This is a genomic window from Enterobacter sp. MGH 33, assembly GCF_000534535.1.
In the GTDB taxonomy this organism is placed as follows: Bacteria; Pseudomonadota; Gammaproteobacteria; order Enterobacterales; family Enterobacteriaceae; genus Enterobacter; species Enterobacter hormaechei_C.
Genome location: NZ_KI973212.1, coordinates 1620604 through 1640581, shown reverse-complemented (window position 1 = coordinate 1640581; position 19978 = coordinate 1620604). Strand labels below are relative to the sequence as shown.

Sequence of the window (19978 nt, the reverse complement as noted above, 5' to 3'; positions counted from 1 at the left end):
GAGCAAGTCGATGACTAAAAAACTCCATATAAAAACCTGGGGCTGTCAGATGAACGAATACGATTCATCGAAGATGGCCGATCTGCTGGATACCACCCACGGATACCAGCTGACTGAAAATGCGAAAGAAGCCGATGTGCTGCTGCTGAACACCTGTTCAATTCGTGAAAAAGCACAGGAAAAAGTCTTTCATGTGTTAGGCCGCTGGAAGCTTCTCAAACGGAAAAATCCGGACCTGATCATTGGCGTGGGTGGCTGCGTCGCATCGCAGGAAGGTAAGCTGATCCGCCAGAGAGCCCCCTATGTGGATATCGTTTTTGGCCCTCAGACCCTGCACCGCCTGCCAGAGATGATTAATCAGGTTCGCGGCAGCCGTAGCCCGGTGGTTGACGTGAGCTTCCCGGAGATCGAGAAATTTGACCGTCTGCCTGAGCCGCGCGCTGATGGCCCGACCGCCTTCGTCTCCATCATGGAAGGCTGCAACAAATACTGTACTTACTGCGTGGTGCCTTACACCCGCGGTGAAGAAGTGAGCCGCCCGGCAGACGATATCCTGTTTGAAATCGCGCAGCTTGCCGCGCAGGGCGTTCGTGAAGTGAACCTGCTGGGTCAGAACGTGAACGCCTGGCGCGGGGAAAACTACGACGGTACCACCGGCAGCTTTGCTGAACTGCTACGTCTGGTGGCGGCGATTGACGGCATCGACCGCATTCGCTTTACCACCAGCCATCCGATGGAATTTACCGACGACATTATTGACGTCTATCGCGATACGCCAGAGCTGGTGAGCTTCCTGCACCTGCCGATCCAGTGCGGTTCTGATCGCGTGCTGAACCTGATGGGTCGTCCACATACGGTGCTCGAGTATAAGTCCACCATCCGCAAGCTGCGTGAAGCGCGCCCGGATATCCAGATTAGCTCCGACTTTATCGTCGGCTTCCCTGGCGAAACCGCTGATGACTTTGAGCGCACCATGAAGCTCATCGGCGAGGTGAATTTCGACGTCAGCTACAGCTTTATCTTCTCTGCGCGCCCGGGCACCCCTGCGGCCGATATGGTTGACGATGTGCCGGAAGAAGAGAAAAAGCAGCGTCTGTATATTCTACAGGAGCGTATCAACCAGCAGGCCAACGCCTGGAGTCGTCGTATGCTCGGTACTGTCCAGCGTATTCTGGTGGAAGGCACCTCCCGTAAGAGCGTCATGGAACTGTCTGGTCGAACCGAAAATAACCGCGTGGTGAATTTTGAAGGCACCCCGGACATGATCGGTAAGTTTGTGGACGTCGAGATTGTCGAAGTACTCACGAACTCGCTGCGCGGGAAGGTGGTACGCACTGAGGACGAAATGGGTCTGCGTATTGCCGAGACGCCGGAATCCGTTATCTCTCGCACCCGCAAAGTCAACGACTCTGGCGTAGGTATTTACCAGCCTTGATCCTTCTGGCCTGCCTGTCCGGCAGGCCTTGTATTTCCTCTCATCACCCCCAATATCTACCGCAACGCTTGCGCCTTTATTCTGTGGCGTGAATAATTTCGGTAATGACCGTTTTATTACGCCGTGTGGCCACAGGTCAGTTAACCAATTAAAGAGGAACAGTTTGAACATAGATACGCGTGAAATTAGCCTTGAGCCCGCAGACAACGCTCGCCTGCTGAGCCTGTGCGGGCCGTTTGATGACAACATCAAACAACTGGAGCGACGTCTGGGTATCGAAATCAATCGTCGCGATAACCATTTCAAACTCACCGGACGCCCAATCTGCGTCAACGCCGCGGCAGATATTCTCCGCAGCCTGTATGTTGATACCGCCCCGATGCGCGGAGAGATCCAGGATATTGAACCTGAACAGATCCACCTGGCCATTAAAGAGGCGCGCGTGCTTGAGCAGAGCGCGGAAAGCGTGCCGGACTATGGCAAAGCCATCAACATCAAAACTAAACGCGGCGTGATTAAGCCTCGTACCCCGAACCAGGCGCAGTACATCGCCAACATTCTCGACCACGACATCACCTTCGGCGTAGGCCCGGCGGGTACGGGTAAAACCTATCTGGCCGTTGCCGCTGCGGTCGATGCGCTCGAGCGTCAGGAGATCCGCCGTATCCTGCTGACCCGCCCTGCTGTTGAAGCCGGTGAAAAACTGGGCTTCCTGCCGGGCGATTTGAGTCAGAAAGTAGATCCCTACCTGCGCCCGCTGTATGACGCGCTGTTCGAAATGCTCGGCTTCGAGAAAGTTGAAAAGCTCATCGAGCGTAACGTGATTGAAGTTGCTCCGCTGGCCTACATGCGTGGCCGTACGCTTAACGACGCGTTCATCATTCTGGATGAGAGCCAGAACACCACCATCGAACAGATGAAGATGTTCCTGACGCGTATTGGCTTTAACTCGAAAGCGGTTATCACCGGTGACGTCACCCAGATTGACCTGCCGCGTAACACCAAATCGGGTCTGCGTCACGCCATCGAAGTCCTGGCCGAGGTAGAGGAAATCAGCTTTAACTTCTTCCACAGTGAAGACGTGGTACGCCATCCCGTGGTCGCGCGTATCGTTAACGCTTATGAGGCCTGGGAAGAGGCAGATCAGAAGCGCAGGGCCGAACTGGCCGCAGAACGTAAGCGCGAAGCGCAGGAGCATGAACAGAAATGAGTCAGGTGATCCTCGATTTACAGCTGGCCTGTGATGATAATTCCGGCATGCCAGAAGAGGCACAGTTTCAGAAATGGCTGGATGCCGTTATCCCCCAGTTTCAGGAAGAATCAGAGGTCACGATTCGCCTGGTGGATGAAGCAGAAAGCCATGAGCTCAACCTGACCTACCGCGGGAAAGATAAGCCGACCAACGTGCTCTCTTTCCCGTTCGAAGCCCCTCCGGGCATTGAGATGCCGCTGCTGGGCGATCTGATCATCTGCCGTCAGGTGGTTGAGCAGGAAGCCAAAGAGCAGCAAAAGCCGCTGGAAGCGCACTGGGCACACATGGTGGTGCACGGTAGCCTGCATCTTCTGGGTTACGACCATATTGAAGATGACGAAGCGGAAGAGATGGAATCCCTCGAGACAGAGATAATGCTTGCTCTGGGCTATGAGGATCCGTACATTGCCGAGAAAGAATAGTCAGTCACTGACTACCATGCCGCCGCGCAGGGACATAGCGCGGCGGTTAACATTGAACTAACAAGAGAACCCTTAACAAACGCCATGAGCGACGACAATTCACACAGTAGCGACACGACAACCACTAAAAAGGGATTTTTCTCCCTCATTCTGAACCAGCTTTTCCACGGCGAACCGAAAAACCGTGATGAACTGCTGGAGCTGATTCGTGATTCCGGGCAGAACGACCTTATCGACGAAGATACGCGCGAAATGCTCGAAGGGGTGATGGACATCGCCGACCAGCGCGTCCGCGACATCATGATCCCCCGCTCGCAGATGATTACCCTGAAACGCAACCAGACGCTGGACGAGTGCCTCGATGTGATTATCGAATCGGCTCACTCACGTTTCCCGGTCATCAGCGAAGACAAAGATCACATTGAAGGGATTTTGATGGCGAAAGATCTGCTGCCGTTTATGCGCAGCGATGCCGAAGCCTTCAGTATGGAAAAGGTGTTACGCCCGGCCGTGGTTGTGCCGGAAAGTAAACGTGTGGATCGGATGCTGAAGGAGTTTCGCTCCCAGCGCTATCACATGGCGATTGTTATTGATGAATTTGGTGGCGTTTCCGGTCTGGTCACAATCGAAGACATCCTTGAGCTGATCGTGGGCGAAATCGAAGATGAGTATGACGAAGAAGAGGATATCGACTTCCGTCAGCTGAGCCGCCACACCTGGACCGTGCGCGCGCTGGCCTCCATTGAAGATTTCAACGATACCTTTGGCACCAGCTTCAGCGATGAAGAAGTGGACACCATTGGTGGCCTGGTGATGCAGGCCTTCGGCCATCTTCCGGCCCGCGGTGAAACCGTTGACATCGATGGTTACCAGTTCAAGGTCGCAATGGCTGACAGCCGACGTATTATTCAGGTTCACGTCAGAATGCCGGACGACTCACCGGTGCCAAAACTGGAAGATTAATGTAAATGGCATTTGCCCCACTCTTTGAACGCCAGCGCGTCCGTTTGCTGCTGGCGCTGTTACTCGGAGCCAGCGGTACGCTGGCTTTTTCTCCTTACGATATCTGGCCGGCCGCTATTCTCTCCCTGATGGGGCTACAGGGTCTTACCCTGAACCGCCGTCCGGTACAGGCCGCGGCCATTGGCTACTTCTGGGGGCTGGGGCTGTTCGGCTCTGGTATCAACTGGGTCTACGTCAGTATCGCGCAATTTGGCGGAATGCCGGGGCCGGTTAACGTCTTCCTGGTTGTGCTGCTCGCCGCCTATCTCTCGCTCTACACCGGCCTGTTCGCGGGCATCCTGTCTCGCCTGTGGCCAAAAACGACCTGGCTGCGCGTGGCGATAGCGGCACCCGTTGTCTGGCAAATCACCGAATTTCTGCGCGGCTGGGTACTGACCGGTTTCCCGTGGTTGCAGTTCGGCTATAGCCAGGTAGACGGCCCGCTGAAAGGCCTGGCCCCGGTCATGGGCGTGGAAGCCATCAATTTCCTGTTGATGATCGTCAGCGGCCTGCTGGTGCTGGCACTGATGACACGTAACTGGAAGCCGCTGGTTGCCTCGTTGATCCTGTTTGCCCTGCCCTTCCCGCTGCGTTATATCCAGTGGTTTACGCTGGAGCCCGCGCGCGCCACGCAGGTTTCACTGGTACAGGGCGATATCCCGCAGTCCCTGAAATGGGATGAGAATCAGCTGCTGAACACGCTGAAAATCTACGCCAACGCCACTGAAAAGGTGATGGGCAAATCGCAGCTCATCATCTGGCCTGAGTCTGCGATCCCGGACCTGGAGATCAATCAGCAGCCCTTCCTGAAGATGATGGACGATCTGCTGCGCGCGCGCGGCAGTACGCTGATCACCGGAATTGTGGATGCGCGTCTCAATCAGCAGAACCGCTATGACACGTACAACACGATCATTACGCTCGGTAAGGACAGCGAATACAGCTATACCTCCACCAATCGCTACAACAAAAACCACCTTGTACCGTTTGGCGAATTTGTTCCGCTGGAGTCTATTCTGCGCCCACTGGCACCGTTCTTTGATTTGCCGATGTCCTCATTCAGCCGGGGCCCTTACGTTCAGCCGCAGCTGCATGCGCACGGTTTTGCCCTGACGGCCGCCATTTGCTACGAGATTATCCTCGGCGAGCAGGTGCGCGATAATTTCCGCCCGGACACCGACTATCTGCTGACCATCTCAAACGATGCGTGGTTCGGTAAATCGATTGGCCCGTGGCAGCACTTCCAGATGGCGCGAATGCGTTCTCTGGAGCTGGCACGTCCGTTGCTGCGCAGCACCAATAACGGCATTACCGCCGTGATTGGTCCGCAGGGTGAAATCCAGGCCATGATCCCGCAATTTACCCGTGAGGTGCTGACTACTAACGTCACGCCAACTACCGGGCTTACGCCTTACGCGCGCACCGGGAACTGGCCGCTGTGGATCCTGACTACGCTGTTCGGCTTTGGCGCCGTACTGATGAGCCTGCGTCAGCGTCGTAAATAACCTTACCTTCTGTTGCCGGGTGGCGGCTACGCCTTACCCGGCCTACTCTCCAGCGCCGCCACCCGACAATTTCCTCCCAAACTTCAATTCTGGCACGCCTGTTGCTTTTTTTATTCACATCAACGCTGTCTGGCTTAACGTGCAACTTTGTCGCACCAGCGTAGATCATCGGTAGCACCGAAACGGTGCAACGAGGGATTATTGCCTCTGAATGGTGCGGCGCGCTTCGCAAAAATAAACAATAACGCAGCAAAATCTTTACATTAAGCCAGACTAAATGTTAACAAGCTTGCATAACACTGCACTCGCATTGCGCGAGATATAACAACATCACAATGGGTATCTATGCGTCACTGGCGCTGATAAGAAAGGAGTTGGGTATGCAATTACGTAAACTGGCCACAGCAATGCTGGTTATGGGAATGTCTGCGGGGGTTGTCCACGCTGAAGACGCTCCGGCAGCAGGAAGCACTCTCGACAAGATTGCCAAAAACGGCGTGATCGTGGTCGGCCACCGTGAATCTTCTGTCCCGTTCTCTTACTACGACAACACGCAAAAAGTCGTGGGCTATTCACAGGATTACTCCAACGCCATCGTTGAAGCCGTGAAGAAAAAGCTGAACAAACCTGACCTGCAAGTGAAGCTGATCCCCATCACTTCACAAAACCGTATTCCTCTGCTGCAAAACGGCACATTTGATTTTGAATGTGGCTCAACCACCAACAACCTTGAGCGTCAGAAACAGGCCGCTTTCTCGGACACCATCTTCGTTGTGGGCACCCGCCTGCTGACGAAGAAAGGCGGCGACATCAAAGATTTTGCTGACCTGAAAGGCAAAGCGGTTGTCGTGACCTCCGGTACCACGTCCGAAGTGCTGCTGCACAAGCTGAACGACGAGAAGAAAATGGACATGCGCATCATCAGCGCGAAAGACCATGGCGACTCCTTCCGTACCCTGGAAAGCGGCCGTGCTGTCGCGTTTATGATGGATGACGCCCTGCTGGCGGGCGAACGCGCGAAAGCGAAGAAACCAGACAACTGGGAAATCGTCGGTACCGCCCAGTCGAAAGAAGCCTACGGCTGTATGCTGCGTAAAGGTGACGAGGACTTCAAGAAACTGATCGATGACACCATCGCTCAGGCGCAAACCTCCGGCGAAGCGGCAAAATGGTTCGACAAATGGTTCAAGAACCCAATTCCACCAAAAAACCTGAACATGAACTTTGAACTGTCTGACGACATGAAAGCGCTGTTCAAATCACCAAACGACAAAGCTCTTAACTAATTAGAACGACAGGGGCGGGATCTCCTGCCCTCTCGATTGTCGGGAAGCATGGACAGACTATACGTTGAGTGGTCGTTCCCCACTCAGCGCAAAAATTGAGCTTCTCACCAATCTTCGAGGGTAGCGCTGCTACCCTTTTTTTTCTGGAGTTTACTATGTCAATTGACTGGAACTGGGGCATCTTTCTGCAACAAGCCCCGTTCGGCAACACCACCTATCTCGGCTGGCTGTGGAGCGGCTTTCAGGTTACCGTTGCGTTATCGATAACGGCGTGGATTATCGCGTTTCTTGTCGGTTCGCTGTTCGGTATTCTGCGTACCGTCCCTAACCGTTTTCTCTCTTCGATTGGCACGCTCTATGTGGAACTGTTCCGTAACGTTCCGCTGATCGTGCAGTTCTTTACCTGGTATCTGGTGATCCCGGAACTGCTGCCGGAAGATCTCGGCATGTGGTTTAAGGCCGAGCTGGATCCTAACGTACAATTTTTTGTCTCCTCTATGCTGTGTCTGGGGCTGTTCACCGCTGCGCGCGTCTGCGAGCAGGTACGTGCCGCCATACAGTCACTGCCGCGCGGGCAAAAGAATGCGGCACTGGCAATGGGCCTGACTCTGCCCCAGGCCTACCGTTACGTACTGCTGCCTAACGCTTACCGCGTCATCGTTCCGCCGATGACGTCCGAGATGATGAACCTGGTAAAAAACTCGGCTATCGCCTCAACCATCGGTCTGGTGGATATGGCGGCACAGGCGGGCAAACTGCTGGATTACTCCGCTCACGCCTGGGAATCCTTCACGGCGATCACGCTCGCCTATGTTCTGATTAACGCTTTCATCATGCTGGTGATGAACCTGGTTGAACGCAAAGTACGCCTGCCGGGCAATCTGGGGGGCAAATAAATGTACGATTTTGACTGGAGTTCCATTGTTCCCTCCATGCCCTATCTGCTGGATGGACTGGCAATCACCTTAAAGATCACCGTTATCGCCATTATCGTCGGTATTGTCTGGGGCACCCTGCTGGCAGTGATGCGCCTGTCGAGCTTTAAGCCGCTAGCCTGGTTTGCCACGGCCTACGTTAACGTATTCCGCTCCATTCCACTGGTCATGGTGCTGCTGTGGTTTTATCTGATTGTTCCCGGCTTTTTACAGAACGTACTGGGACTGTCGCCAAAGACCGATATCCGCCTGATCTCTGCCATGGTGGCGTTTTCCATGTTTGAAGCCGCCTACTACTCAGAGATCATCCGCGCAGGTATTCAGAGTATCTCTCGCGGGCAGTCCAGCGCTGCGCTGGCGCTCGGTATGACGCACTGGCAGTCCATGAAGCTCATTATTTTGCCGCAGGCGTTTCGCGCCATGGTTCCGCTGCTGCTGACGCAGGGCATCGTCCTGTTCCAGGATACCTCCCTGGTCTACGTGCTGAGTCTGGCAGACTTCTTCCGTACCGCCTCCACCATTGGCGAACGTGACGGAACGCAGGTTGAGATGATCCTCTTCGCGGGCGGGGTCTATTTTGTGATTAGTTTAAGCGCATCGCTGTTGGTCAGCTGGCTGAAGAAAAGGACGGTATAATGATTTCCCTGAAAAATGTTTCTAAATGGTATGGGCACTTTCAGGTGCTGACCGACTGCTCAACAGAAGTAAAAAAAGGCGATGTGGTAGTGGTATGCGGCCCGTCCGGTTCCGGTAAGTCCACGCTTATCAAAACCGTTAATGGGCTGGAACCTGTCCAGCAGGGCGAGATTGTCGTTAACGGCACCAAAGTAAATGACAGGAAAACCAACCTTGCCCAGCTTCGCTCCCACGTAGGGATGGTGTTCCAGCATTTTGAGCTGTTCCCTCACCTGTCCATCCTTGAGAACCTGACGCTGGCGCAGGTCAAAGTGCTGAAGCGCGACAAAAAAGCGGCGCGCGAAAAGGGGCTGAAGCTGCTGGAACGCGTCGGGCTGTCTGCGCATGCGAATAAGTTCCCGGCCCAGCTTTCGGGCGGCCAACAGCAGCGTGTGGCAATCGCGCGTGCGCTGTGCATGGATCCGGTGGCAATGCTGTTTGATGAGCCGACGTCCGCGCTCGACCCTGAGATGATCAACGAAGTGCTGGACGTCATGGTGGAGCTGGCGCACGAAGGGATGACCATGATGGTGGTGACGCACGAAATGGGCTTCGCCCGTAAAGTGGCCAACCGCGTGATCTTCATGGATGAAGGGAAAATTGTTGAAGACTCACCAAAAGAAGAGTTCTTCGCAAATCCTAAATCTGAACGTGCAAAAGACTTCCTCGCCAAAATCCTGCATTAATCTTTTTAGTGCGCAATCTGCGGATTGCGCACTGCTTCACGCTTTAGATCTCTTTTTCTATTCGGCGTCACATCGCAGCGTTAACCTTGTCACAAATAATGCTGAGAATGGAGAACGCTATGGCACAGCCAATTATTCTCGACTGCGATCCGGGTCATGATGACGCGATCGCACTCGTCCTTGCTCTTGCTTCCCCTGAACTGGACGTAAAAGCTGTCACCTCCTCCGCCGGGAACCAGACGCCGGATAAAACCTTGCGAAACGTGTTGCGCATGTTGACGCTGCTGAAACGCACCGATATTCCGGTCGCAGGTGGCGCCGTTAAGCCACTGATGCGCGAGCTGATCATTGCGGATAATGTTCACGGTGAAAGTGGGCTGGATGGCCCGGCGCTACCGGAGCCGAATTTCACACCGCAAAACTGCACTGCCGTCGAGCTCATGGCGAAGGTGCTGCGTGAGAGCGCAGAGCCCGTGACGTTGGTGGCGACCGGCCCGCAGACCAACGTAGCGCTGCTGCTGAACAGCCATCCTGAACTGCACAGCAACATCGCCCGTATCGTCATCATGGGCGGGGCAATGGGGCTGGGGAACTGGACGCCAGCAGCAGAGTTCAACATCTTCGTTGACCCGGAAGCCGCGGAAATCGTCTTCCAGTCGGGCCTGCCGATTGTGATGGCGGGGCTGGACGTGACGCATCGGGCACAGATTATGACAGACGATATTGAACGCTTCCGCGCCGTGGGCAACCCGGTTGCAACGACCGTGGCCGAGCTGCTCGACTTCTTTATGGAGTATCACAAAGCCGAGAAGTGGGGCTTCCACGGCGCCCCGCTGCATGACCCATGCACCATCGCCTGGCTGCTGAAGCCGGAAATGTTTACCACGGTCGAGCGTTGGGTTGGTGTGGAAACACAGGGGAAATATACCCAGGGAATGACGGTGGTGGACTATTACTCGCTGACGGGAAACAAGCCGAATACGACGGTAGTGGTGGATATCGATCGGGAAGCGTTTGTGGATTTGCTGGCGGAGCGGCTGGCTTATTATTCTGCGGCCTGATGCCCTCACCCCGCCCCTCTCCCACAGGGAGAGGGTGCAAACAGTTTTGCTTTTACCTACGGCTCAAATGGCCGACGCTGGAACTGGTCGTGCCCGCACTTCGGACACAGCGACAGCACCTCCGGCGTATAAACGGCGATATGGTGGTGGCACTTCTCACACACCAGGTTCCCCAACCCCACTACTTCGCCGCTGTGATAGACACCGTGGTGGTTTAAATCCTGAAACACCTCACGCCATTCCAGCTGAGTTTTATCGGTAATATCCGCCAGCTCCTGCCACAGGCTCTCTTTGATGACCCGCATAAAAACGCTGTCGGCGATCTCGTCCTGGCTCTCTTCATAGCTTCGCGCGAACTCCTCCAGGTCACGGCGCACGGCGCGCGTCACCTCTTCCACTTCGGTTCGCGTTAACTCACCCGTTTGCGTCACGCGTGCGCGTGCCTGTTCGACCAGCGCGTCGATATCACGCTCGCCGTTACGCAGTCGTTCCGTCAGAGTCGCTACCAGTTCACGGTAAAATTGAGCAACCTTGTTCATCATTTTGCCTCTCGGGTAAGTAACTGTCTCTAATAATAGACCTTATTTCGCCGCCGCTTTGTCAGGTGAAGCACAGACCCGGTAAATTCCTGCAAAGTGCATTTGCGTGAAAGGCTGTTTTGACGCGGGCGTTTGGGCTATGCTATGCGGATCTGAATTACCACATCCATTGGCTACATTTGTAGCTGTATTGAACACAGGACCACTGGCTGCCATGCAAGAGCAATACCGCCCGGAAGAGATAGAATCAAAAGTCCAGCAACACTGGGACGAGAAGCGCACCTTTGAAGTAACCGAAGACGAGAGCAAAGAGAAGTATTACTGCCTGTCGATGCTTCCCTATCCTTCTGGTCGACTACACATGGGCCACGTGCGTAACTACACCATCGGTGACGTGATTGCGCGCTACCAGCGTATGCTGGGCAAAAACGTTCTTCAGCCTATCGGCTGGGATGCATTCGGCCTGCCTGCTGAAGGCGCGGCGGTGAAAAACAACACGGCACCGGCGCCGTGGACGTACGACAACATCGCGTACATGAAAAACCAGCTGAAAATGCTGGGCTTTGGCTATGACTGGAGTCGCGAGCTGGCAACCTGTACCCCGGAATACTACCGCTGGGAGCAGAAATTCTTTACCGAGCTGTATAAAAAAGGCCTGGTGTACAAGAAGACCTCTGCCGTTAACTGGTGCCCGAATGACCAGACCGTTCTCGCGAACGAACAGGTTATCGACGGCTGCTGCTGGCGCTGCGACACCAAAGTAGAGCGTAAAGAGATCCCGCAGTGGTTTATCAAAATCACCGCCTACGCTGACGAACTGCTGAACGATCTGGATAATCTGGACCACTGGCCAGATACCGTTAAGACCATGCAGCGCAACTGGATCGGCCGTTCCGAAGGTGTGGAAATTACCTTCAACGTTGAGAACTACGACCAGACCCTGACCGTCTATACCACCCGTCCGGACACCTTCATGGGCGCGACCTACCTGGCCGTGGCCGCAGGTCACCCGCTGGCGCAGAAAGCGGCAGAAAACAATCCGGAACTGGCGACCTTCATCGACGAATGCCGCAATACTAAAGTGGCCGAAGCCGACATGGCGACGATGGAGAAAAAAGGCGTTGATACCGGCTTTAAAGCCATTCACCCGCTGACGGGCGAAGCGATCCCTGTCTGGGCAGCCAACTTCGTACTGATGGAATACGGCACAGGCGCCGTGATGGCCGTGCCGGGTCACGACCAGCGCGACTACGAATTTGCCACCAAATACGGCCTGACCATCAAGCCTGTTATTCTTGCTGCTGACGGCTCTGAGCCCGATCTCTCTGAGCAAGCGCTGACTGAAAAAGGCACCCTGTTTAACTCCGGTGAGTTCAGCGGCCTGAGCTTCGAAGAGGGCTTCAACGCCATCGCCGACAAGCTGGCCTCCCTGGGCGTGGGCGAGCGTAAAGTGAACTACCGTCTGCGCGACTGGGGCGTTTCCCGTCAGCGTTACTGGGGTGCGCCAATCCCAATGGTGACTCTGGAAGATGGCACCGTGATGCCAACGCCGGAAGATCAGCTGCCGGTGATCCTGCCGGAAGACGTGGTCATGGACGGCATCACCAGCCCGATCAAAGCCGATCCTGAGTGGGCGAAAACCACCGTCAACGGTCAGCCAGCGCTGCGTGAAACCGACACCTTCGACACCTTTATGGAATCCTCCTGGTACTATGCGCGCTACACCTGCCCGCAGTACAAAGAAGGCATGCTGGATTCCGATGCAGCAAACTACTGGCTGCCGGTAGACATCTACATCGGTGGCATTGAACACGCCATCATGCACCTGCTCTACTTCCGCTTCTTCCACAAACTGATGCGTGACGCAGGCCTCGTCAACTCCGACGAGCCGGCAAAACAGCTGCTGTGTCAGGGTATGGTGCTGGCAGATGCGTTCTACTACGTTGGCGCGAACGGCGAGCGTAACTGGGTTTCTCCGGTTGATGCGATTGTGGAGCGCGACGAGAAAGGCCGTATCGTGAAGGCGAAAGACGCCGAAGGTCATGAACTGGTGTATACCGGCATGAGCAAGATGTCCAAGTCGAAAAATAACGGTATCGACCCGCAGGTAATGGTTGAGCGTTACGGCGCTGACACCGTGCGTCTGTTCATGATGTTCGCCTCCCCGGCAGATATGACGCTGGAATGGCAGGAATCCGGCGTTGAAGGGGCAAACCGCTTCCTGAAACGCGTCTGGAAACTGGTGTACGAGCACACCTCTCAGGGTGATGCGCCAGCGCTGAACGTGGCTGCACTGAGCGAAGATCAGCAGGCGCTGCGTCGTGATGTTCATAAAACCATTGCGAAAGTCACCGATGATATTGGTCGTCGTCAGACCTTCAATACCGCAATTGCGGCTATTATGGAACTGATGAACAAGCTGGCGAAAGCCCCGCAGGACGGCGAGCAGGATCGCGCGTTAATGCGTGAAGCGCTGCTGGCGGTCGTTCGCATGCTGAACCCGTTCACGCCGCACGTTAGCTTCACCCTGTGGCAGGAGCTGAAAGGCGAAGGCGATATCGACAACGCGCCGTGGCCAGTGGCGGATGAATCCGCTATGGTGGAAAACACCACGCTGGTGGTGGTGCAGGTTAACGGTAAAGTGCGCGGTAAAATTACCGTCGCGGTCGACGCAACCGAAGAACAGGTTCGCGAGCGCGCAGGCCAGGAGCATCTGGTCGCGAAATACCTTGAGGGCGTTACCGTACGTAAAGTGATCTACGTACCTGGTAAACTGCTGAATCTGGTCGTTGGCTAAGCGCGGGAGGAAACGTGCGACAACTGGCAACAATACTCTTATCTCTGGCGGTGCTGGTCACCGCTGGCTGCGGCTGGCACCTGCGCAACACCACGGCAGTGCCTGCTCAGATGAAAACGATGATCTTCGACTCATCCGATCCGAACGGACCGCTAAGCCGGGCCATTCGTAACCAGCTGCGTTTGAACGATGTTGAGCTGATCGAGAAGGGAACCCTGCGTCAGGATGTTCCTTCGCTTCGCGTCCTGAAATCAACGCTGTCACAAGATACGGCCTCGATCTTCCAGGATGGGCGGACGGCGGAATATCAGATGGTGCTTACCGTTGATGCGGCCGTCTTGATGCCAGGTAAAGATATTTACCCTATCAATACCAAAGTCTACCGCTCGTTCTTCGATAACCCGCAGACGGCGCTGGCAAAAGACGCCGAACAGCAGATTATCATCAAAGAGATGTACGATAAGGCCGCGGAACAGCTGATCCGCAGACTGCCTGCCATTGCCGCGTCGACGAAAAAAGGCGCTGACGTCATCGAAACACCGGATACCAGCACGCCGGATATGCCAACGTCGCTGGGTAACTGATGATCAGGTTGTATCCTGAACAACTCCGCGCGCAGCTCAACGAAGGGCTGCGCGCGGCCTATCTGCTACTCGGCAATGACCCCCTGTTACTTCAGGAAAGCCTTGATGCGGTTCGCCATGCGGCAGCCGCGCAGGGTTTCGATGAACATCATACGTTCCAGATCGATAACAGTACCGACTGGAACGCTATCTTCTCGCTTTGTCAGGCCATGAGCCTGTTTGCCTCTCGTCAGACAATCCAGATCCTGCTGCCGGAGAATGGTCCTAACGCTGCCATCAATGAACAGCTGGCTATGCTGGTGAGTTTGTTACACAGCGATCTGCTGCTTATCGTACGCGGCAACAAACTCACAAAAGCGCAGGAAAACGCGGCCTGGTTTACCCGGCTAGCCCCCAGTGCGGTGCTGGTCACCTGCCAGACGCCAGAGCAGGCGCATCTGCCAAAATGGGTTGCCGCGCGAGCAAAGCAGCACAATTTGCAGCTGGATGAGGCCGCCAGTCAGCTCCTGTGCTACTGCTACGAAGGCAACCTTCTGGCACTGGCGCAGGCGCTGGACAGGCTCGCCCTGCTGTGGCCCGATGGTAAGCTGACGCTGCCGCGCGTGGAACAGGCGGTGAATGATGCCGCGCACTTTACCCCCTTCCACTGGGTTGATGCGCTGCTGTCGGCGAAAAGTAAGCGTGCTCTGCACATCCTGCAACAGCTGCGCCTGGAAGGGAGTGAGCCGGTCATTCTGCTCCGTACGCTCCAGCGCGAATTACTGCTGCTGAACAACCTTAAACGCCAGTCAGCACACACACCCCTGCGCGCCTTATTCGACAAACATCGCGTCTGGCAAAACCGTCGGGCGATGACCACGGAGGCGATAAACCGCCTGAGCCAGGAGCAGTTGCGTCAGGCAGTACAACTTCTGATGCGCGCCGAACTGACGTTAAAACAGGATTACGGCCAGTCTGTCTGGGCGGAGCTGGAGAGCCTCTCTTTGCTGCTCTGCCATAAGGCGCTGGCAGACGTATTTATCGATGGGTGATATGCATTCTTTACAGGCAATGTATGGCGGGACCTTCGACCCGGTACACTATGGGCATCTTAAGCCGGTAGAAATCCTCGCGAATTTGATTGGGTTGCAGCGGGTAATCATCATGCCCAACAATGTTCCGCCGCACCGTCCTCAGCCAGAAGCAACCAGCGAGCAGCGTAAAGCGATGCTCGCGCTGGCTATCGCCGATAAGCCTCTCTTCACGCTGGATGAGCGTGAACTGCGCAGAGATACCCCTTCCTGGACATCGCAAACGCTGCGGGAGTGGCGCGCTGAGCAAGGGCCCATGAAACCGCTGGCGTTTATCATCGGCCAGGATTCCTTGCTCAACTTTCCCAGCTGGTACCAGTACGAAACCATTCTGGAAAACAGTCATCTGCTGGTCTGCCGCCGTCCGGGCTACCCGCTGACCATGCGCGACGCACAGCATCAGCAGTGGCTTGACGCACATCTGACGGACAATATAGAAGACCTGCACAGTCTCCCCGCCGGGAAAATTTACCTCGCTGAAACGCCGTGGTTTGATATTTCCGCAACCCTCATCCGCGAGCGTCTCCAGCAGGGTTTAGACTGTGACGATCTCCTCCCCTCGCCCGTGCTGGCCTATATCCATGCGCACGGTCTGTATCAGAAAAGTACAGATGTCTGAGCATCGCCGGCGAAATTGTCCGTTAATGATTATCCTGCCTTGACAGGCTAAGCCATACTGATATCCTCCGCTGCCAGACTTTCCCGCCGATCGCTGCTTTACAGAAATTGTTTTACAAAAATGGCGATGCAATATCAGGCGGAGGGTGGGATGATACCCGCCTTCAAAAGCCGGGCGGTGACATTTGTCCCGCGACTGGCGTCAGTTCAGGTATACTGACTGACCACGAATTCATAGTTGTACAATCTCATTCACCCAGGGGGAAAACTTGCAGGGTAAAGCACTCCAGGATTTTGTTATCGACAAAATTGATGACCTGAAAGGTCAGGACATCATCGCTATCGACGTTAAGGGTAAATCCAGCATCACCGACTGCATGATCATCTGCACCGGGACCTCAACTCGTCACGTTGTTTCGATTGCTGACCATGTTGTTCAGGAATCGCGCGCGGCAGGGCTGCTTCCGCTGGGCGTTGAAGGTGAAGCGACCGCTGACTGGGTGGTTGTCGATCTCGGCGATGTGATTGTCCACGTCATGCAGGAAGAGAGCCGTCGCCTGTATGAGCTGGAAAAACTCTGGGGTTAATGCGTGAAGTTGCAACTGGTCGCCGTCGGCACCAAAATGCCGGACTGGGTACAAACCGGTTTTACTGAGTATCTGCGTCGTTTCCCAAAAGATATGCCGTTCGAACTGGTGGAGATCCCAGCAGGAAAGCGCGGCAAGAACGCAGATATCAAACGTATTCTCGATAAAGAGGGAGAGCTGATGCTGGCTGCCGCAGGCAAAAACCGCATCGTGACCCTCGATATCCCGGGCAAACCCTGGGATACGCCGCAGCTGGCGCACGAACTGGAGCGCTGGAAGCAGGATGGTCGGGACGTCAGTCTGTTGATTGGCGGACCAGAGGGGTTATCTCCCGCCTGCAAAGCGGCAGCAGAACAAAGTTGGTCACTCTCGGCGCTGACGCTGCCCCACCCGCTTGTACGGGTTCTCGTGGCAGAAAGTTTGTATCGCGCATGGAGCATCACTACCAACCACCCTTATCACCGCGAGTAATGACTGACCAGGGTAATTTAAGCAGCGGATGAAACTACAGAATTCTTTTCGCGACTATACGGCTGAGTCCGCGCTGTTTGTGCGCCGGGCGCTGGTCGCCTTTACGGGGATTTTGCTGCTTACCGGCGTGCTGATCGCCAACCTCTATAATCTGCAAATTGTCCGCTATACCGATTACCAGACCCGCTCAAACGAAAACCGTATCAAGCTGGTGCCCATCGCGCCCAGCCGCGGCATTATCTACGATCGTAACGGCACGCCGCTGGCGCTTAATCGCACCATCTACCAGATAGAGATGATGCCCGAGAAAGTGGATAACGTGCAGGATACGCTGAACGCGCTGAGAAGCGTTGTCGACCTGACTGATGACGATATCGCTGCGTTCAAAAAAGAGCGCGCACGTTCTCACCGCTTCACCTCCATTCCGGTAAAAACCAACCTGACGGAAGTGCAGGTCGCCCGTTTTGCCGTTAACCAGTACCGTTTCCCCGGTGTGGAGGTCAAAGGCTATAAACGCCGCTACTATCCTTACGGCTCCGCGCTGACGCACGTCATTGGTTACGTCTCCAAAATCAACGATAAAGACGTCGAACGCCTTGATAAAGACGGCAAGCTGGCTAACTACGCCGCAACCCATGATATTGGCAAGCTGGGGATCGAACGTTATTACGAAGACGTGCTGCACGGTCAGACCGGGTATGAAGAGGTTGAAGTTAACAACCGTGGCCGCGTGATCCGTCAGCTGAAAGAGGTTCCCCCGCAGGCGGGGCATGACGTCTATCTGACGCTCGACCTGAAGCTACAGCAGTATATCGAGACGCTGCTGGCGGGTAGCCGTGCTGCGGTTATTGTGACCGACCCGCGTACCGGCGGCATTCTGGCGATGGTTTCGATGCCAAGCTACGATCCGAACCTGTTCGTGGATGGTATCTCCAGCAAGGATTACTCCGGCCTGCTCAACGATCCAAACACGCCGCTGGTGAATCGCGCGACGCAGGGGGTTTATCCTCCAGCTTCAACGGTTAAACCGTATGTCGCCGTGTCTGCGCTGAGCGCGGGCGTCATCACCCGCAATACCAGTCTGTTTGACCCCGGCTGGTGGCAGTTGCCTGGCTCTGAGAAACGCTACCGCGACTGGAAAAAATGGGGCCACGGCCATCTGAACGTGACCAAATCACTGGAGGAGTCGGCGGATACCTTCTTCTATCAGGTCGCCTACGACATGGGTATTGACCGTCTGTCTGAATGGATGAGCAAATTCGGCTACGGGCATTACACCGGTATAGATTTGGCTGAAGAGCGTTCCGGCAACATGCCAACCCGCGAATGGAAGCTGAAGCGCTTTAAAAAACCCTGGTATCAGGGTGACACCATTCCGGTAGGGATCGGCCAGGGCTACTGGACGGCAACGCCGCTGCAAATGAACAAGGCGATGATGATCCTCATTAACGATGGCGTTGTGAAAGTGCCGCACCTGCTGCAAAGCACCGTTGAAGACGGCAAAAAAGTGCCGTGGATACAGCCGCACGAGCCGCCGGTGGGTGACATTCATTCCGGCTACTGGGAAATCGCGAAAGACGGCATGTACGGTGTAGCCAACCGTCCTAACGGGACGGCGCACAAATATTTCGCCGGCGCACCGTATAAGGTTGCCGCGAAATCAGGTACGGCTCAGGTCTTCGGTCTGAAAGCGAATGAAACTTATAACGCACATAAAATTGCCGAACGTCTGCGTGACCACAAGCTCATGACGGCGTTTGCCCCTTATGATAACCCGCAGGTTGCGGTGGCGATGATTCTTGAGAACGGCGGCGCAGGCCCGGCGGTGGGTACCATCATGCGTCAAATCCTCGACCACATCATGCTGGGTGACAACAACACCGAACTGCCAGCTGAAAACCCGGCAGCCGCTGCGGCGGAGGACCAATAATCATGACGGATAATCCGAATAAAAAATCGCTGTGGGACAAGATCCACATCGACCCTGCCATGCTGCTGATCCTGCTGGCTCTGCTGGTCTACAGCGCCCTCGTTATCTGGAGCGCCAGCGGCCAGGATATCGGCATGATGGAGCGTAAAATCGGCCAGATCGCCATGGGTCTGGTCATTATGGTGGTGATGGCGCAAATACCGCCGCGCGTGTACGAGGGCTGGGCGCCCTATCTCTATATTTTCTGTATTATTTTGTTGGTGGCAGTAGATGCTTTCGGCGCCATCTCGAAAGGGGCGCAACGCTGGCTGGATCTGGGGATTGTCCGCTTCCAGCCGTCGGAAATCGCCAAAATCGCCGTCCCGCTGATGGTGGCGCGCTTTATTAACCGCGACGTCTGCCCGCCGTCGTTGAAAAATACCGCCATTGCGCTGGTGCTGATTTTCCTGCCGACGCTGCTCGTGGCCGCACAGCCGGACCTCGGTACTTCAATTCTTATCGCGCTCTCCGGCCTGTTCGTCCTGTTCCTGTCCGGCCTGAGCTGGCGTCTGATTGGTATCGCCGTGGTGCTGGTTGCCGCGTTTATCCCTATCCTCTGGTTCTTCCTGATGCATGATTACCAGCGTCAGCGCGTTATGATGCTGCTCGATCCCGAGACCGATCCGCTGGGCGCAGGCTATCATATTATTCAGTCGAAGATTGCGATTGGCTCCGGAGGCCTGCGTGGTAAAGGCTGGCTGCACGGTACGCAGTCGCAGCTCGAATTTTTACCGGAACGCCACACCGACTTTATCTTTGCCGTTCTGGCTGAGGAGTTAGGGCTGGTTGGCATCCTGGTGCTGCTTGCACTCTACGTGCTGCTGATCATGCGAGGTTTGTGGATTGCCGCGCGCGCGCAAACCACCTTTGGTCGCGTGATGGCAGGCGGATTAATGTTGATTTTGTTCGTTTATGTCTTCGTAAATATTGGTATGGTGAGTGGTATTCTGCCGGTTGTTGGCGTACCGCTGCCGCTGGTGAGTTACGGGGGCTCGGCACTGATCGTGTTGATGGCCGGGTTTGGTATCGTCATGTCGATCCATACCCACAGGAAAATGTTGTCCAAAAGCGTATAAAAATAAGG

Annotated in this window: 19 protein-coding genes; 18 read left to right on the top strand and 1 reads right to left on the bottom strand. The window is 55.3% G+C overall.

All coding sequences use genetic code 11. From position 1 onward, the window contains the following. Positions 1-10: 10 nt before the first annotated feature. The 10 genes from miaB (at position 11) to rihA (ending at position 10259) form a co-directional block, all read left to right on the top strand. Positions 11-1435 carry a tRNA (N6-isopentenyl adenosine(37)-C2)-methylthiotransferase MiaB gene (miaB, locus tag L379_RS16150; RefSeq protein WP_017382461.1) on the top strand — a complete coding sequence of 475 codons (1425 nt, stop codon included), beginning with the start codon at positions 11-13 and terminating at the stop codon, positions 1433-1435. A gap of 163 nt (positions 1436-1598) precedes the next feature. Next, the gene (locus L379_RS16155; RefSeq protein WP_003858674.1) at positions 1599-2645 is read left to right on the top strand and encodes a PhoH family protein; all 1047 of its coding nucleotides are present in this window, start codon (positions 1599-1601) and stop codon (positions 2643-2645) included. Next, on the top strand, positions 2642-3109 hold the full coding sequence (gene ybeY, locus L379_RS16160) for an rRNA maturation RNase YbeY (protein WP_017694310.1): 468 nt from the start codon (positions 2642-2644) through the stop codon (positions 3107-3109). The genes L379_RS16155 and ybeY overlap by 4 nt, the downstream gene beginning before the upstream one ends. 84 nt (positions 3110-3193) lie before the next feature. Then, on the top strand, positions 3194-4072 hold the full coding sequence (gene corC / locus L379_RS16165; RefSeq protein WP_003858679.1) for a CNNM family magnesium/cobalt transport protein CorC: 879 nt from the start codon (positions 3194-3196) through the stop codon (positions 4070-4072). A gap of 5 nt (positions 4073-4077) precedes the next feature. Then, a complete protein-coding gene (gene lnt, locus L379_RS16170; protein WP_032652971.1) occupies positions 4078-5616 on the top strand; it encodes an apolipoprotein N-acyltransferase in 1539 nt (512 codons plus the stop codon). Between the two features lie 380 nt (positions 5617-5996). Further along, on the top strand, positions 5997-6902 hold the full coding sequence (locus tag L379_RS16175) for an amino acid ABC transporter substrate-binding protein (RefSeq protein ID WP_003858681.1): 906 nt from the start codon (positions 5997-5999) through the stop codon (positions 6900-6902). Positions 6903-7057: 155 nt separating this feature from the next. Continuing rightward, positions 7058-7798 (top strand): glutamate/aspartate ABC transporter permease GltJ, encoded by a 741-nt coding sequence (gene gltJ, locus L379_RS16180; protein WP_015571133.1) that lies wholly within the window; start codon positions 7058-7060, stop codon positions 7796-7798. After that, a complete protein-coding gene (gltK, locus tag L379_RS16185; protein ID WP_003858686.1) occupies positions 7799-8473 on the top strand; it encodes a glutamate/aspartate ABC transporter permease GltK in 675 nt (224 codons plus the stop codon). Beyond that, a complete protein-coding gene (locus L379_RS16190; RefSeq protein ID WP_032652969.1) occupies positions 8473-9198 on the top strand; it encodes an amino acid ABC transporter ATP-binding protein in 726 nt (241 codons plus the stop codon). The genes gltK and L379_RS16190 overlap by 1 nt, the downstream gene beginning before the upstream one ends. A 119-nt stretch (positions 9199-9317) precedes the next feature. Next, positions 9318-10259, top strand: a complete 942-nt coding sequence (rihA, locus tag L379_RS16195) for a pyrimidine-specific ribonucleoside hydrolase RihA (protein WP_032652967.1) — start codon at positions 9318-9320, stop codon at positions 10257-10259. A gap of 56 nt (positions 10260-10315) precedes the next feature. Here rihA and L379_RS16200 read toward each other — a convergent pair whose 3' ends face one another. Further along, entirely contained in the window at positions 10316-10798 is a 483-nt protein-coding gene (locus tag L379_RS16200; RefSeq protein WP_003858689.1) for a zinc ribbon-containing protein, read from the bottom strand. A 214-nt stretch (positions 10799-11012) separates the two neighbouring features. On the opposite strand from L379_RS16200, the gene leuS reads away from it, so the two are divergent. From leuS to mrdB, 8 genes are all read left to right on the top strand, one after another. After that, positions 11013-13595, top strand: coding sequence for a leucine--tRNA ligase (leuS, locus tag L379_RS16205; RefSeq protein ID WP_015571136.1), 2583 nt, complete (start codon positions 11013-11015; stop codon positions 13593-13595). Between the two features lie 14 nt (positions 13596-13609). Beyond that, on the top strand, positions 13610-14179 hold the full coding sequence (lptE, locus tag L379_RS16210) for an LPS assembly lipoprotein LptE (protein WP_032652965.1): 570 nt from the start codon (positions 13610-13612) through the stop codon (positions 14177-14179). Then, complete coding sequence (holA, locus tag L379_RS16215) at positions 14179-15210, top strand: DNA polymerase III subunit delta (RefSeq protein ID WP_032652963.1); 1032 nt, start codon at positions 14179-14181, stop codon at positions 15208-15210. The genes lptE and holA overlap by 1 nt, the downstream gene beginning before the upstream one ends. Continuing rightward, positions 15203-15868: a nicotinate-nucleotide adenylyltransferase gene (nadD, locus tag L379_RS16220; protein ID WP_003858694.1), complete on the top strand. Its 666-nt coding sequence runs from the start codon at positions 15203-15205 to the stop codon at positions 15866-15868. The genes holA and nadD overlap by 8 nt, the downstream gene beginning before the upstream one ends. A gap of 268 nt (positions 15869-16136) precedes the next feature. Then, complete coding sequence (rsfS, locus tag L379_RS16225) at positions 16137-16454, top strand: ribosome silencing factor (protein ID WP_003858696.1); 318 nt, start codon at positions 16137-16139, stop codon at positions 16452-16454. A gap of 3 nt (positions 16455-16457) precedes the next feature. After that, positions 16458-16925 (top strand): 23S rRNA (pseudouridine(1915)-N(3))-methyltransferase RlmH, encoded by a 468-nt coding sequence (gene rlmH, locus L379_RS16230; RefSeq protein WP_003858701.1) that lies wholly within the window; start codon positions 16458-16460, stop codon positions 16923-16925. Positions 16926-16953: 28 nt separating this feature from the next. After that, positions 16954-18855, top strand: coding sequence for a peptidoglycan DD-transpeptidase MrdA (gene mrdA / locus L379_RS16235; RefSeq protein WP_015571138.1), 1902 nt, complete (start codon positions 16954-16956; stop codon positions 18853-18855). A 2-nt stretch (positions 18856-18857) separates the two neighbouring features. Continuing rightward, positions 18858-19970, top strand: coding sequence for a peptidoglycan glycosyltransferase MrdB (mrdB, locus tag L379_RS16240; RefSeq protein WP_015571139.1), 1113 nt, complete (start codon positions 18858-18860; stop codon positions 19968-19970). The last annotated feature ends 8 nt before the right edge of the window (positions 19971-19978 follow it).

Bases quoted from the DNA above. Each gene is read 5' to 3' on its own strand.
- ybeY (WP_017694310.1), top strand. From the start codon at position 2,642: ATGAGTCAGGTGATCCTCGATTTACAGCTGGCCTGTGATGATAATTCC.
- L379_RS16175 (WP_003858681.1), top strand. From the start codon at position 5,997: ATGCAATTACGTAAACTGGCCACAGCAATGCTGGTTATGGGAATGTCT.
- mrdB (WP_015571139.1), top strand. From the start codon at position 18,858: ATGACGGATAATCCGAATAAAAAATCGCTGTGGGACAAGATCCACATC.
- L379_RS16190 (WP_032652969.1), top strand. From the start codon at position 8,473: ATGATTTCCCTGAAAAATGTTTCTAAATGGTATGGGCACTTTCAGGTG.
- gltK (WP_003858686.1), top strand. From the start codon at position 7,799: ATGTACGATTTTGACTGGAGTTCCATTGTTCCCTCCATGCCCTATCTG.
- L379_RS16200 (WP_003858689.1), bottom strand. From the start codon at position 10,798: ATGAACAAGGTTGCTCAATTTTACCGTGAACTGGTAGCGACTCTGACG.
- leuS (WP_015571136.1), top strand. From the start codon at position 11,013: ATGCAAGAGCAATACCGCCCGGAAGAGATAGAATCAAAAGTCCAGCAA.
- holA (WP_032652963.1), top strand. From the start codon at position 14,179: ATGATCAGGTTGTATCCTGAACAACTCCGCGCGCAGCTCAACGAAGGG.
- gltJ (WP_015571133.1), top strand. From the start codon at position 7,058: ATGTCAATTGACTGGAACTGGGGCATCTTTCTGCAACAAGCCCCGTTC.
- rihA (WP_032652967.1), top strand. From the start codon at position 9,318: ATGGCACAGCCAATTATTCTCGACTGCGATCCGGGTCATGATGACGCG.
- miaB (WP_017382461.1), top strand. From the start codon at position 11: ATGACTAAAAAACTCCATATAAAAACCTGGGGCTGTCAGATGAACGAA.
- nadD (WP_003858694.1), top strand. From the start codon at position 15,203: ATGGGTGATATGCATTCTTTACAGGCAATGTATGGCGGGACCTTCGAC.
- corC (WP_003858679.1), top strand. From the start codon at position 3,194: ATGAGCGACGACAATTCACACAGTAGCGACACGACAACCACTAAAAAG.
- mrdA (WP_015571138.1), top strand. From the start codon at position 16,954: ATGAAACTACAGAATTCTTTTCGCGACTATACGGCTGAGTCCGCGCTG.
- lnt (WP_032652971.1), top strand. From the start codon at position 4,078: ATGGCATTTGCCCCACTCTTTGAACGCCAGCGCGTCCGTTTGCTGCTG.